A 14,425-nucleotide genomic window follows, 5' to 3' on the forward strand; every position below is an offset into this window, starting at 1 on the left:
GGACTCGGCAACGTATTTGGCACCGTTAGTTGCTTCAGTTCCAAAACCTCCGAAGCGAGCCGATCCCCCGTATCAGTCCAGGAAGGCGAGCGTCTCCTCGGCGATCGCGTGGGCGCCCTCTTCCATGACGGCGCGGGTCACATCCTTGCGCTCGACAAAGACCGTGCCGGGAATTGCACTGGCCGCTTTGCGCGTGGCTGATTCGAGCATCGAATCGGTGGCCACCACCAGCGTGGGATGCCGCACTTTCTTAAGCCGCGTCTCGCAGTCGTAGGTGAGCGTGGCGTGGTAGCCCCAGTTGGCGCGTTCGCCCGCCCGAAGGAGTTCCACGAAATTGCCAAACGCGCGCTGGAACGGCATGCCTTCGAGGCGCTTGGCCACCGCGAATTCCCATGCCGCAGCCAGGCTGCTCAATTCCGGGGTATAGCGCCTTGCGGCGGTGGACTTCGGGTAACGCTCAGCCTGCTCCTCGCGGGTGAAATAAGGGACATCGATCAGCGCCATCCTGCGCACCCGGTCCGGCTGCAGTCGCGCCATCTCCACCGCCAGCAAGCAGCCGCTATGAAACCCCAGAAGATCGAACGGTTGCGGAACCGCATCGCCGCAGGCCGCCAAGGCCTCGTGCAGGACCGTAGCGATTTCCTCCATCGACAGCATCCGGGACGGGGCGTCCGAACCGCCATACCCGGGACAATCCGGGGCGCAGATCGCCCGCGAGCCGGACATAAGCGGCGCAACGGTCTCGAAATAGCTGCCGCCATAGGGCAGCGGATGCAAGCACACCAGCGCCGGTGCGGGCCGCGCCTTGCTACAGGCCAGCAAGCGGAGATGCATCTGGCCGAACTGCGTATCCGCGTACCTGCGCCGCATTACGGAGGTTTCGCCCGCTTCCACGGCTCTATCAGGGTCTGACATGCAATCGTCCCGCTGTAATCAACCCGGCAGGTTCTCGTCTCGCTGATCGTGGCCCAGCGCTAGCGCGTAAGCCAAATCGGGCTTGCGCGCCGCCATCACTTCGTCGGGACGGCGTATCGGCATGCGGTGGGGCGCCGCCATAACCGCCTGCGGATCGCGCAAGGCTGTGTCGCGAATCCGCACCATGGCGCCGATCAAGGCCTCCAGCGCCTCCGGCGATTCGGTCTCCGTGGGCTCGATGAGCAGGCACTCCGGGATCAGCAGCGGGAAGTACACCGTGGGTGCATGGAAGCCCTCGTCGAGCATGGCCTTGGCGAAATCGGCTGCGCTCACGCCGGTTTCGTCGCGCAGCCGCTTGAGGCTGATAACGAATTCGTGGCCGGCGCGGCGTTTGGGAAACGCGAGGTCGAAGCCTTCCGCCGCAAGTCTCGCGGCCAGGTAATTGGCATTGAGAACCGCGTGCCCGGAAACCCGCTGCAAGCCTTCGCGCCCCAGCATCCTCAAGTACACCCAGGCGCGCATCAGCACGCCGATGTTGCCGCCATTGGCGGCCAGTCGGCCAATGCTCTGCGCCCCGTCCGCGCGCCAGCGATATCCGGCTGCCGATTTTTCCACTACCGGAACCGGCAGGAAAGGTTCGAGAGAAGCCGACACGCCCACCGCGCCGGCGCCAGGGCCACCGCCGCCATGCGGAGTGGAGAATGTCTTGTGCAGGTTCAGATGCACAGCATCGAATCCCATGTCCCCCGGCAGCACGCGGCCCAGGAGGGCGTTGAGGTTGGCGCCATCGTAATAGAGCAGACCGCCGGCGGCGTGGACGCGATTGGAAATCTCGAGAATACGGCGCTCGAACACGCCCAGGGTGGAAGGATTGGTAAGCATGATGCCGGCAGTTCGTGGCCCGAGCGCCGCGTCAAGCGCTTCAAGTTCGATGTCGCCATCCTTGCCGGTAGCGATTTCGCGTACCTTCAGACCGCACATGGCTGCGGTTGCCGGGTTGGTGCCGTGGGCAGCGTCGGGAACTATGATCTCGTCACGTTCGTAGTCGCCGCGAGACCGATGATAGGCATTGAACATCGCGACGCCGGCAAACTCGCCTTGAGCGCCGGCCATCGGCGCCAGCGAGATGGCCTGCATGCCGGTCACCTGGGCAAGCATTTCCTGCAGCTCGTAGAGGCACTCCAGAAGCCCCTGCATCGCGGAAGCCGGGGCGGCCGGATGCACATCCAGGAAACCCGGCAGCGAGGCCACGCGATGGCAGGCCCGTGGGTTGTATTTCATCGTGCAGGAGCCCAACGGGTAGCTGTGAGTATCGATCGCGAAGTTGAGCTGAGAAAGGCGTGTGTAGTGCCGCACCACGTCCAATTCGGAGACTTCCGGCAGGGGGGCGTCGCGCTCCCGGAGCAGTTCGGCGGGCAGGTCCTGCGTGGCGCGCCCCCCGGCCTTGGGCGCCTGCGCATAAGCCCGACGGCCCGGACGGCCCCGCTCGAATATCAATTCAGGCGGCATTGCGGACCATGCGGTTCGGTGCCGCATCCTGCATGATGTCGCGCAGCGCCGCTGCGTAGGCCTCGATGTCCTCGGTAGTGCGCACCTCGGTGGCGCATACCAACAGCGCATGACCAAGTTCCGGGTAGTCTGCCGAAATATCGATTCCACCGAGAATACCTTTGCCGGCCAGCGCGGACAGCACCGGCGCTACGGACCGGTCCAGGCACAGTACTGCCTCGTGGAAGAAAGGCGCATCCCAGGCGCGCCGCACTCCCCCGATGGCCGTGAGTGCCTCCACCAACTGCACCGTCCTGGCATGACAGACTTCCGCCACTCGGCGCATCCCAGCCCCGCCCAACAGAGCCATGTAGAGCGTGGCTGCAGTGACCATCAGCCCCTGGTTGGTACAGATGTTGGAGGTAGCACGGCTGCGGCGAATGTGCTGCTCGCGGGCCTGCAGCGTCAGCACATAGGCCGGCTTGCCGGAAGCATCGACCGTGCGGCCCGCAAGCCGTCCGGGCAACTGACGAAGATAGGCAGACTTGCAGGCCAGCAGACCCAGGTAGGGGCCGCCCCCGGCCAACGGAATGCCCAGCGGTTGTCCTTCCCCGCAAACGATATCCGCTCCACAAGCGCCTGGAGGCTTCAGCATGGCCAGCGCCATGGGATTTACGCCCACCACCAGCAGCGCCCGCTGCCGGTCGGCCAGCGCTCGCCAGACTTCTATGTCGGAAATCCCGCCCAGGTAACTGGGCGAAGCCAGCGCGATGGCTGCGAATCCTTCGTCGGCGTCTGCCTCAAGCAGCGCACAATCATCCCGCCCCAGGGCATCCAGCGGTATTTCGACAAGCTCTATCCCCTGCCCCGTGAGCAATGTTCCGGCCACGGCACGCCAGGACGGAGGCAGCGAACGGGCTACCGCGATGCGCCGCGAACGCGAACGCCGATTGCAGCGCACCGCCATCAGGCACGCTTCCGCAAACGCGGTTGCGCCGTCGTAGAGCGAGGCATTGGCCACATCCATGCCGGTCAGGCCGGCAATCATGGTCTGATACTCATAGGTGAGCTGCAAGGAGCCCTGGGCGGCTTCGGCCTGGTACGGTGTGTAGTTGCTATAGAACTCGCCACGCGACGCGATGTCCCATATCGCCGCCGGTATGTGATGCTCGTAGGCGCCGCCCCCGGCAAAGCAGAGCAGCGGCTGGTTGCGCGCCGCCCGCGTTCTCGCGACCCGGCCTATCCCGGCTTCGTCCAGCCCGGCGAAAATGCCGGGCGGCGAAGCGCGCAGCAAGGTCTGTGGAATCTCGTCGAACAGATCGTCGATGGCGCCGGCGTCCAAGCGCCGCAACATGTCTTGAACCTGGGAGGATGTGTGCGGAATAAAGGGCATGGTGAATCAGGATTCCAGCAGTTCCTCGTACTGGTCCGCATCAAGCAGTTCATCACAGTCGGCGGGATCCTCCGGAGCGATCCGAAACAGCCAACCCGCGCCGTATGGATCCTCGGAAATCAATTCCGGCGAATCCTGCAGGGCCTCGTTTACCGCAACGACCTCGCCGCTCACCGGTGCATAGACATCGCTGGCGGCCTTGACGGATTCCACGACCGCACAGACATCGCCACCCAGCAGTGGGGCGCCCATTTCGGGAGTTTCCACATAGACCAGGTCGCCAAGCTGCTCCTGCGCATAGTCGGTCAGGCCGACCACCAGCTCCCCCCCATCGTCCATGCGCACCCACTCGTGTTCGCTGGTGTACTTCAGATCAGTCGGAATATCCGGCACGGCTTTTCCCTCATGCATTCACAGGTGCGGCATTGACGAGTATGCGGCCGCGGCGCACGAACGGCGGCTCGACAACGGCGCAGGCTACTGCCTCACCGCGGATTTCCACCTTGCACTGTGCGTAGCTGCCACTCGGCATACGCGCAAGCCCAATGGACTCGCTCATGGTAGGGGAATAGCCACCGCTAGTCACTACACCCTCGCCCTTGGGCGTAAACACCTTCTGGCCGGCGCGCAGGATACCTCTTTGGGTCAGCGTCAAACCCCTGAACGAAGGCAGTTCGACATCCTCCCAGAGCGCCTCCAGCGCGCGCCGGCCAACGAAATTGCGCTGCGGCGGATTCATCTGAACGGTCCACCGCAGTCCGCAGTGCAGCGGAGTGAGGGTTGCGTCCATATCCTGGCCATACAGGCACAATCCGGCCTCCATACGCAGCGTGTCGCGGGCGCCCAGACCGCAGGGGTCCACGCCGGCCTCGAGCAGCGCCTGCCAGAACGCGCGGCCGGGGCCGGCGTCCAGGTAAATCTCGAACCCGTCTTCGCCCGTGTATCCGGTTCTCGCGGCCAGGATTCCGTCCTGTTCAACGGCGCCGAATGGCTTCAGCGCAGACAGGGCGGCCGCGAATTCAGAACCGAACAGCGCACCGGCCACGCCCGCGCCCGAGGCCATGGCTTGCGGCCCTTGAACCGCCAGTACCACTCCGCCTTCCGCGGGTGCAAGCCGCACGGGGAAGGCCCGGGCCACTTTTGCAATATGCGCCCGCACCGAAGCTGCCGGCGCGGCGTTGCTTACCAGCCGATAGCGGTCGTCAGCCAGCCGGTAGGCGATCAGATCGTCCAGCACACAGCCGGACTCATTGAGCAGGCAGCCGTAAAGGCCCGCTACTCGCCCGTTCAGGCGCTCGATATCGTTGGCCAGCAAGCGCCGCAGATACGCTTTCGCGCCTCTCCCCGATACCAGGGTGACGGCCAGGTGAGACACGTCGAATACGCCGGCGGCAGTGCGCACCGCATGGTGCTCGGCAAGCTGCGAGCCGTAGTGCAGGGGAAGCTCCCAACCGCCAAAATGCACCATCCGCGCGCCCAGCGCACGATGCGCGTCCCACAGTGTGGGGCGGCTAGCCGCCGCCATCGGCGGAACGTGAAATAAAGGCGGCTATCTCGCGTTCCAGCAGGGGCAGCGGCAGAGCGCCATTGGCCAGCACGGCATCGTGAAAGGCGCGCACATCGAAACTTTCGCCCAGAGTGTCCTCGGCGCGGCGGCGCAATTCCTTGATCTTGAGTTCTCCGAGCTTGTAGGCCAGGGCCTGCCCCGGCCAGGCAATATAGCGATTGATCTCGTTTTCGACGTTCGCAAGGCTGAGCGAAGTATTGTCTGCAAGGTAGGCCAATGCCTGGCCGCGGGTCCAGCCCAAGGCGTGTATGCCGGTATCGATTACCAGCCGGCAGGCGCGCCACATCTCATAGCTCAAACGCCCGAAATGCTCGTAAGGGGTAGTGTAGATTCCCATTTCGATGCCCAGCCACTCGGTATAAAGCGCCCAACCCTCGACAAAGGCCGTAAATCCGAGCGCGCGGCGGAATTCCGGCACGCCCTCCAGCTCCTGGGCCAGGGCGATTTGCAGGTGATGACCGGGCACCGCCTCGTGGACCGTGAGCGCAGGAAGTTCATACAGCGGCCGCTGATCCAGTGCGTAGGTGTTGAGCCAGTAGGACCCGCCGCGATTGCCGCCGCGCGGCGCCGGCCGGTAACGCGCCGTGGTACCTGTCGGCGCCATTTCCGCGGGCATGGGCACGATCCCGTAGGGCATCCTCGGCAGCAGGCCGAACCAGCCCGGCAGCAGACCGTCCGCCCGCTTGGCGATGCGCGAGGCGCGAATCATGAGTTCTTCCGCCGATTTTGCATAGAAGCGCGGATCCGTGCGCAGGAACTCGACAAAGGCATCGATGCCGCCCTCGAACTCAAGCGCTTCGACAAGCGCCAGCATTTCCTGTCGGATGCGGGCCACTTCGGCGAGCCCGACGGCATGAATTTCTTCCGGCGCAAGGTCCAGCGTGGTCATCGCCCGGACGCGCTGACGGTAGTAGTCGGCGCCCCCCGGAAGTTCCGACGCGCCGATGCTTTCGCGTGCTTGCAAGCGGTATTCGCCGTCCAGGAAGGCCGCCAGCCTTTGCAGCGCTCCGAGCGCCTGAACGCCGATGATTTCTCTCGCATCGGTTTCCAGTCTGGAGCGCTCCGACGCGCTCAGCGTGGCCGGCATGCGCAGGAAAGGCGCATAGAAGGCGCTTTGTTCCACCGCAGCCGAAGCCGGGGTCGTCACAGTGGGCAATACGCTGTCGAGGACGACCAACGGCGCCACGAAACCGTCGTTGATGCCGGCGCGCATATTCTCGATGTGCTGCTCGACGTGCTCCGGAATGGCCTGCAGACGCTGAAGATAGTCGTCGTAGGCCTGAACATCGCGGAAAGCCACGCCGTCTGCCGAGCGCAGCAAGCCGGAGTGGAAACCGCTGTCGGCAATGAACGGAATGCGCTCCGGATAATGCGCGGCGGACTCAATGCGCGTTCGCAGCATCCAGGCGAAGAGTTCGTAATCCAGCCGGCGCTGCGCCGGAAGCGCGTCGATGTCGAGCCGGTTGAGCCTTTGCAGGAAGGCGCTGGCCTGACGCTTGCGGCGCTCGATGTCGTCGAAAGACGCGCCCGGCAGCCTGGCGTTGTATCCCTTGGCTCCCATCATGGTGGCGAGCAGCGGATTCTCCTCCAGCCGGGTAGCCCACTCGTCGGCAAACAATTCATCCAGCGCCTGCTCGGCGTCGGGCTGTTGCGCGGTAGCCGGATTTCCGCCCAAGCTCATAAACAAGGCAAGAAAGGCCAGCCCGGTGAAAAAATTTCGCTGAATTCTATCGGCCATGCGTGTATCGTCCCATCAGCGTGTCTCCGCCTGCGCTAGTTCCGGGGCTCCGCCAGCCCGCGCGGTGCGTATTGCCGGAGGCCGGGAAAGCCGCTTACCTCTCCCGATAGACGATACGCCCTTTGCTCAAATCGTAGGGAGTCAGTTCCACGGTAACCCGGTCACCAGTCAGAATGCGTATGTAGTGCTTGCGCATCTTGCCGGAAATATGGGCCATCACAACGTGTCCGTTGTCCAGGGTCACTCGAAAGGTCGTGTTAGGCAAAGTCTCGGTGACTTTTCCCTGAAATTGAATCGGTTCCTGCTTCGCCATCCGCGATCTACCGCGCCGGAATGCCGTTCGCTGCGGCAGTGATCACTGGTCTTCCTCGGCCAACTGGCTTTCTTCCACCTTCAGCCCTAGGCCCTCGCCGGACTCATCGAGCGTTACTCGCAGGCGCCCGCCCGACTGCAGGTCGCCGAACAGCATCCGCTCCGCGAGAGGCTTCTTGATGTGCTCCTGAATCACGCGCGCCATGGGTCTGGCGCCCATTGTACGGTCATAGCCGCGCCTGGCAATCCAGTCGCGGGCGGCGTCTTCGAGCACCAGCGTCACATTGCGCCCCTGCAATTGCGCCTCCAGCTCAAGCACCAATTTCTCCACCACCCGCAGCACCGAGTCGTGCTCCAGCGGCGCAAACTGGATAACGGCGTCGAGCCGGTTGCGAAATTCCGGTGAAAAACCCTTCTCGATTGCGGACAAGGCGTCGCTGGAGTGATCCTGCGGCGTAAAGCCCATCGAACCGCGCGCCGCCTCGCGCGCGCCGGCGTTGGTGGTCATCACCACGATCACGTGGTTGAAGTTGGCCTTGCGCCCGTTGTTGTCCGTCAAGGTTCCATGATCCATGACCTGCAGCAGCAGGTTGAAGACATCCGGGTGCGCCTTCTCGATCTCGTCAAGCAACAGCACCGAGTGCGGGTGCCGGGTGACAGCCTCGGTGAGCTGACCACCCTGGTCAAAGCCGACGTAGCCGGGAGGCGCGCCGATCAGCCGCGAAGCCGTGTGCCGCTCCATGTATTCGGACATATCGAAGCGCAGCAGCTCCAAGCCCAGGCAATAGGCCAATTGCCGGGTGACCTCGGTCTTGCCTACCCCCGTGGGCCCCGAGAAAAGGAAATTACCGACCGGTTTTTCCGGCTCCCGCAGGCCCGAGCGAGCCATGCGAATGGCCGAAGCCAGCGCCTCTATCGCAGGGTGCTGGCCAAAAATCACCCGCTTGAGATTGCTCTCCAACTGTTCCAGGATCTCCCGGTCGGAGGCCGAAACGCTGCGCGGCGGAATGCCGGCCATCTGGGCGACCACCGCTTCGACGTGGGAAACTTCCACGCCCTGCTGTTCGGTCTTGCCGCCAGCGCTGAGATTGAGGCGCGCGCCGGCCTCGTCCACCACATCGATGGCCTTGTCCGGCAGACAGCGGTCACCGATGTGCCGGGCGGCAAGCTCGGCCGCCGCCTGCAAGGCTTCATCGCTATAGACGAGCTTGTGGTGCTCCTCGAAACGGCTGCGCAAACCACGCAGGATTTCGTACGTTTCGTTCACGCTGGGTTCCGGCACTTCGATCTTCTGAAAGCGCCGGGCAAGAGCACGGTCGCGCTCGAAAACGCCCCGGTATTCCTTGTAGGTAGTCGATCCGATACAGCGCAATTCGCCGTTGGCCAGGACCGGCTTGATGATGTTGGAGGCGTCGAGCATGCCGCCGGAGGCAGCGCCTGCCCCGATCACGGTATGGATTTCATCGATAAACAGGATGGCGCCCTCTTCTGCCGCCAATTCCGCGACCAGCGCCTTGAGGCGCTTCTCGAAATCGCCCCTGTAGCGGGTGCCGGCCAGCAGAGCGCCCATATCCAGCGCATACAACGTGCAGCCCTCCAGCACGGCAGGCGCGTCGTCGCCGGCCATGAGCAGCGCCAGGCCCTCGGCCAGCGCGGTCTTGCCAACGCCCGCATCGCCCACGAACAGGGGATTGTTCTTGCGCCTGCGGCTCAACACCTGCAAAGCGCGCTCTATTTCCTTCGCGCGTCCGACCAAGGGGTCGATTCGCCCGGCACGGGCCCGCTCATTGAGATTTGCGGCGTAAACCTCCAGCGCGCGCGGCGCGGGCTGACCGGAGGCGTCCTCTCCCGGCGCATCGCCGGCCGGAACCGGTTTGGCACGGGAAATGCCGTGCGAAATATAGTTCACCACATCCAGGCGGGTGACGCCCTGCCGGCCGAGTTCGCTTACCGCAAACGTCTGGTTCTCGGCAAACAGCGCAACCAGTACATTCGCCGAACTCACTTCCTTCACCCCGCTGTTCTGCACATGCGCCATGGCGCGCTTGAGAATCCGGTCGAATGCGCGGGTGGGCCGGGTCTGGCGGCCGTCCTCCAGCCCCACGGTCGGCATGGTCTCATCAAGATGCTGCTCCAGTGTCCTGGCCAGGCCGTCCACATCGGCCTCGCAGGCGGCCAGAATTTCGGCCACCACCGGGCTGCTGGTGAGCGCCAGCAACAAGTGTTCGGCGGTAAGAAATTCGTGGCGGCGCTCACGGGCGCGCACCAGCGCGTTGGACAGGCAGATTTCCAGTTCGCGGCTCAACATGGCGTTCAGGCTTTCTCCACCACGCAGGCAAGCGGGTGTTCGTGGCGGCGCGCATATTCGAGCACCTGGGCCGCGCGGGTCTCGGCGATTTCGAAGGCGAAGACGCCGCATACACCGCGCCCCTTCATATGCACTTCAAGCATGATGCGCGTCGCTTTTTCGCGCCCGTAGCCGAAAAGTTTCTGTAACATCTGCACCACAAACTCCATCGGCGTGTAGTCATCATTGAGAAGCACGACGCGATACAGCGACGGGCGCTCGACCTTCGGCGGAGCTGTTTCGACCGCGGGAGAGTCGCCCAAGTGACGCGGAAAATCGTTATTCTTTTGCTCGTTCATTTCGCGCCTGCGTGATGATGCCTTAAATTATCACAATCTGCTTGCAACATTGCATCGCAAATGTGGACATTCGGCATGATTTTCGGAAATGGGAGCGCGCTGGTCTGATGGTGCAATATGCTGCTTAAGCGTGTGCCCGCGTTTGCTCTGTTGGCGGTCACCGTGTGGCTTCTGGTACGCATCGTGCTGTCGGCATGGGAATGGGCACGTTCTGAACCACCGCCCGCACCGTCCGCTGCGCCTGCGGTGGCCTCAGCCGGCGGCGGCGCAGAGGCCCCCGGAGCCCGGCTCTTTGGCGAGCCGGCAGAGAGCCGGCGCGGCGGCGAACCCGGTTTGCTGAGCGGCGGCGACTATCGGCTGCGCGGCGTGATGGCTTCCACAAGCCCAAACATGGCGCACGCCATCATTGAGTCCGGCGGAGTGTCGCGCGCATATTTCCCAGGCGACGCGCTGGCGGCCGGGCTTACGCTGCACGAGGTGGACGCGAATGAGGTGCGTCTGATGCGGGGCGCCGAAATTCTGCGTCTGCCGCTTAGCGGCCTGACGCCGGGGATGGCCCGAACGACACCACGGGGTCTGCCCCCGCAGCCGGCTGCAGAGGATGTTGATTTTTCGATTGCCGCAGTTCCAGCGCGCATGTCGCTATCGCAGATTCTGCGCATGGAGCCGGTCATGGAGGCCGACGGCGCCATGCTCGGTTACCGCGTTTTCCCGCGCGGCCAGCAGGGCTTCTTCGATGCACTGGGCCTGGTGGCCGGCGATCTGGTTGTTGCAATCAATGGCATTCCCATCGACAGCGGCAATCTACCGGAGGTCAGGCAGCAGATGAGCGCAGGGGGAGATATGATGCTCAGCGTGGAACGCGGCGGCGAGCAGCTTGAAATTTCCATAGGCGGCGAGAATTTCGGCCCCCTGACGATGTGAGGTGGCGCGCATGACACCAAAGCGAAGGTTCATGATTTCGAAGGCATGGTGCAGCTTGCCGGCATTGCTGGCGCTCGCGCATGCTGCCTGGGCCCAAGAGGACAGCGTCACGCCGAACTATCGCGGTGCGGACCTCGAGGAAGTCGTGGAAGCTGTGGGCCAGGCCATTGGCAAGACATTCGTGATCGACCCGGCGGTGGGACTGGACCAGCGGTTCACACTGATCGCGTCGCAGCCAATGACCACGGAGGCCTTCTACCAGGCGTTCTTGTCCATGCTCAGTGCGCATGGAATCGTGGCAGTGCCTTCGGGCCCCGTGGTGCGGCTCGCGCCTGACCGAACGCTGCGGATATTCCCGGAAGTGCCGCAAGACCAGGCCACTCTCGACGAACTTCAAACGCGCGTGTTGAACGTGGCCAACGTGGAAGCGCAAAGCCTGGTGCCAATACTGCGCCCGATGATGCCGCCTGGCGCCCATCTGGCCGCCCATGCGCCAACCAACGTCCTGATCCTTTCCGATCGCGGCTCGAGCATTGAGCGAATCGCGCGCGTGGTCCAGCGCATCGATATTCGCAACGAGCAGCCGATCGAGGTCATTCCGCTGGAATACGCAAGCGCCGGGGACCTGGTGCGCGTTCTGACCGAGATTGCCGAAGGCGCCGGCGTGAGCGGCAGCGCGGCGGTAGCCGACAGCCGCACCAACAGCATACTGCTTGGCGGCGAGCGCAGCCGGCGCCTGCAGTTGCGGGCGCTGATTGCACACCTGGATACGCCGCTCGCCGAAGGCGGCAACACGCGGGTGCGTTATATCCGCTACGCCAGCGCCGTCAATCTGGCGGAGAAGCTGAGCGCGCAGTTCGCCGGCGGCGCCGAAGGCGAAGACAGGGTGCTGATTTCCGCTGACGAGGACACCAACGCGCTGATCATCGACGCGCCGCCCGAAACGCTGCGCAACATGATGGCGGTGGTGGACCAGCTCGACATCCGCCGCGCCCAGGTGCTGGTGGAAGCATTGATTGCCGAGGTGAACGCCGAGCAAGCAAGCCAACTGGGCGTGAACTGGGCCGCCTACGACCCGCAGCGGGTGTTGGGCGGCACGGATTTCCCGGATTCCGGCAGCAGTTTGCGGGAACTGGTGGCCGGTTCCCTGTCGAACACGGACCAGGGCCGCGCTGCAGCGGGCCAGGCGCTGGGGCCGGGCGCGGGGTTTGCCTTGGGCCGGGTGCGCGATGATGGGCTGAGCTTCGCGGCGCTGATCAACGCGGTGGAAAACACCGCCGGCGCGAACATTCTGGGCACTCCCATGCTGGTGACGCTGGACAACGAGGAAGCGACCATCAGCGTAGGCCAGGAGGTGCCTTTCTTGTCCGGCAGCTATGCCAGTTCGGGTATCAATCCCAGCGCCGCCGACGGCCAGATCCGGCCGTTCACGACTGTGAATCGTTCCGATGTCGGCCTGACGCTCACGATCACCCCACGGATCAACCAAGGCGATGCGGTGCGTCTGGAGATCAAACAAAGTCTCTCCGAATTGGCGCCGACGGTGGCAGGAGCGGTGGACCTTGTCACCAACACACGCGAGCTGACAACGGCGGTGATCGTGGAGGACGGGGGCACCCTGGTGCTGGGCGGTCTGATTCAGGACAAGGTGCGCGAAAAACGCCAGCAGGCGCCGTTGCTGGGCCGTATTCCCTTTATCGGAGCACTGTTCCGCGCCAGCAGCCTGACCCGGGAGAAAACCAACTTGATGCTTTTCATACGGCCCAGCATCCTGCGCGACTCATCGCGCGCGGACGCTGCGACCGACGCCAAGTACGACTACCTCCGCCGCCAGCAGTTGATGCACACCCTTTCGGACGAAGCCACGCGGCTGCCCGAGACACTGCCCGGCGCCTTCGACTTGCAGGACAAGGCGGCTGACGCGGAGGAGGCGGAGGGCGCAGCGCGGGACCCACACGAAGCGCTGGAATCGGATTGAACACCCTGCCTTTCAGTTTTGCGCAGCGGCACGGGGTGCTTCTCACTTCGGGACCGCAAGGCGAAGTGGTCGCCCTGGTGCGCGCCGGCGCCAGCTTGGGAGGGCTGGCGGAAGCGAGCCGGTTTGCAGGCCGCCGCCTGCAGCCCAAGCTGATCGACGCCGAGGACTTCGAACGCCGCCTCAGGGCGCGCTACGAAGTCGGCGCGGACAGCGCCCTGTCGATTGCCGAAGACCTGGACGAAGACCAGGAGCTCGGCGCACTGGCGCGGGAACTGCCGGCGCCTTCCGACCTGCTGGACAGCGATAACGACGCGCCGATCATCCGGCTGCTGAACGCAGTTCTGGCTTCCGCGATTCGCACCGGCGCTTCCGATGTACACCTGGAGCCGGGCGAATTCAATCTCAATGTGCGCTTCCGCGTCGATGGCGTGCTGCGCGAAACCCTGAAGCTGCGGCGGGGCTTGAGCCCCCTGGTGATCTCGCGGGCCAAGGTGATGGCCGACCTGGACATTGCCGAAAAGCGCCTGCCGCAGGATGGGCGCATATCCTTGCGAATCGCCGGGCGCGCGGTGGATGTGCGCATTTCCACTCTGCCGGGAATCCACGGAGAGCGCGTGGTCATGCGATTGCTGGACAAGCAGTCCGGACGGCTGGACCTGGAATCGCTCGGCATGGACGCGGACACGCTGGCCGGCATCGAGCGGCTGATCCAGCGCCCGCACGGCATCGTGCTGGTCACCGGGCCTACCGGCTCCGGCAAGACGACCACGCTGTATGCGGCGCTCGACCGAATCAACGACAGCACGCGCAACATCATGACCGTCGAAGATCCGGTGGAATACTACCTGGAAGGCGTGGGACAGACCCAAGTAAACGGCCGCGTTGGCCTGAGCTTCGCACGCGGCCTGCGGGCCATCTTGAGACAGGACCCGGACGTGGTGATGGTGGGCGAAATCCGCGACATCGAAACCGCGGAAATCGCCGTGCGCGCCAGCCTTACCGGCCACCTCGTGTTCAGCACCATGCACACCAATACCGCGGTGGGAGCCGTGACTCGGCTGCGCGACATGGGTCTGGAGCCGTTCCTGATTTCCTCCAGCCTGCAGGGCATCTTGTCGCAGCGCCTGGTGCGTGTGCTGGATCCTGCGACGCGGGAGCCCCATTCGCCAAATACGCGCGAATGCGCGCTACTGGAGCTGGGCGCGGGAGATGCGCCTACGCTCTACCGTCCAGGCGATGTGGCCGCGGTGGACGGCGGAGGCTACCGCGGACGTACGGGAATCTATGAACTGATTAGCATCAATGAGCGTCTGCGCAAGCTGATACACGAGGGCGCGCCGGAACAACAGCTCGAAGAGGAAGCACGGCGCAGCACCCCGCCCTTGCGCAGCAACGGGCTGGAGAAGGTTAGGGCCGGCGTCACGTCGCTTGAGGAAGCGTTGCGCGTGACCAGCAAGGACTGAG

The 14,425-nt window shown here is 64.2% G+C and carries 12 protein-coding genes; 3 read left to right on the top strand and 9 right to left on the bottom strand.

Annotation, left to right across the window (positions count from 1 at the left end):
- Positions 1-72: 72 nt before the first annotated feature.
- From ACWCOO_RS07430 to clpS, 9 genes are all read right to left on the bottom strand, one after another.
- Positions 73-915, bottom strand: coding sequence for an alpha/beta fold hydrolase (locus ACWCOO_RS07430; RefSeq protein WP_446830365.1), 843 nt, complete (start codon positions 913-915; stop codon positions 73-75).
- Between the two features lie 18 nt (positions 916-933).
- A complete protein-coding gene (gene gcvPB / locus ACWCOO_RS07435; RefSeq protein ID WP_446830366.1) occupies positions 934-2,424 on the bottom strand; it encodes an aminomethyl-transferring glycine dehydrogenase subunit GcvPB in 1,491 nt (496 codons plus the stop codon).
- Positions 2,414-3,796 (bottom strand): aminomethyl-transferring glycine dehydrogenase subunit GcvPA, encoded by a 1,383-nt coding sequence (gene gcvPA / locus ACWCOO_RS07440; RefSeq protein ID WP_446830367.1) that lies wholly within the window; start codon positions 3,794-3,796, stop codon positions 2,414-2,416. The genes gcvPB and gcvPA overlap by 11 nt, the downstream gene beginning before the upstream one ends.
- Before the next feature lie 6 nt (positions 3,797-3,802).
- Positions 3,803-4,189 (bottom strand): glycine cleavage system protein GcvH, encoded by a 387-nt coding sequence (gene gcvH, locus ACWCOO_RS07445; protein WP_446830368.1) that lies wholly within the window; start codon positions 4,187-4,189, stop codon positions 3,803-3,805.
- A gap of 10 nt (positions 4,190-4,199) precedes the next feature.
- Positions 4,200-5,321 carry a glycine cleavage system aminomethyltransferase GcvT gene (gene gcvT / locus ACWCOO_RS07450; RefSeq protein WP_446830369.1) on the bottom strand — a complete coding sequence of 374 codons (1,122 nt, stop codon included), beginning with the start codon at positions 5,319-5,321 and terminating at the stop codon, positions 4,200-4,202.
- Entirely contained in the window at positions 5,308-7,101 is a 1,794-nt protein-coding gene (locus ACWCOO_RS07455; RefSeq protein ID WP_446830370.1) for a DUF885 domain-containing protein, read from the bottom strand. The genes gcvT and ACWCOO_RS07455 overlap by 14 nt, the downstream gene beginning before the upstream one ends.
- Before the next feature lie 94 nt (positions 7,102-7,195).
- Positions 7,196-7,414 carry a translation initiation factor IF-1 gene (infA, locus tag ACWCOO_RS07460; protein WP_446830371.1) on the bottom strand — a complete coding sequence of 73 codons (219 nt, stop codon included), beginning with the start codon at positions 7,412-7,414 and terminating at the stop codon, positions 7,196-7,198.
- A gap of 42 nt (positions 7,415-7,456) precedes the next feature.
- Positions 7,457-9,721: an ATP-dependent Clp protease ATP-binding subunit ClpA gene (gene clpA, locus ACWCOO_RS07465; protein WP_446830372.1), complete on the bottom strand. Its 2,265-nt coding sequence runs from the start codon at positions 9,719-9,721 to the stop codon at positions 7,457-7,459.
- 5 nt (positions 9,722-9,726) lie between these two features.
- Positions 9,727-10,059 carry an ATP-dependent Clp protease adapter ClpS gene (clpS, locus tag ACWCOO_RS07470; protein ID WP_446830373.1) on the bottom strand — a complete coding sequence of 111 codons (333 nt, stop codon included), beginning with the start codon at positions 10,057-10,059 and terminating at the stop codon, positions 9,727-9,729.
- A gap of 117 nt (positions 10,060-10,176) precedes the next feature.
- Between clpS and ACWCOO_RS07475 the strand changes: the two genes are divergently transcribed.
- Genes ACWCOO_RS07475 through gspE form a run of 3 tightly spaced genes read left to right on the top strand, consistent with a single transcriptional unit; the run spans position 10,177 to position 14,424 of the window.
- Complete coding sequence (locus ACWCOO_RS07475) at positions 10,177-10,983, top strand: type II secretion system protein N (protein WP_446830374.1); 807 nt, start codon at positions 10,177-10,179, stop codon at positions 10,981-10,983.
- A gap of 31 nt (positions 10,984-11,014) precedes the next feature.
- A complete protein-coding gene (locus ACWCOO_RS07480; protein WP_446830375.1) occupies positions 11,015-12,961 on the top strand; it encodes a secretin N-terminal domain-containing protein in 1,947 nt (648 codons plus the stop codon).
- Positions 12,952-14,424 (top strand): type II secretion system ATPase GspE, encoded by a 1,473-nt coding sequence (gene gspE, locus ACWCOO_RS07485; protein WP_446832016.1) that lies wholly within the window; start codon positions 12,952-12,954, stop codon positions 14,422-14,424. The genes ACWCOO_RS07480 and gspE overlap by 10 nt, the downstream gene beginning before the upstream one ends.
- The last annotated feature ends 1 nt before the right edge of the window (position 14,425 follow it).

Source organism: Candidatus Foliamicus sp., assembly GCF_965221325.1.
Taxonomy (GTDB): Bacteria; Pseudomonadota; Gammaproteobacteria; order Steroidobacterales; family Foliamicaceae; genus Foliamicus.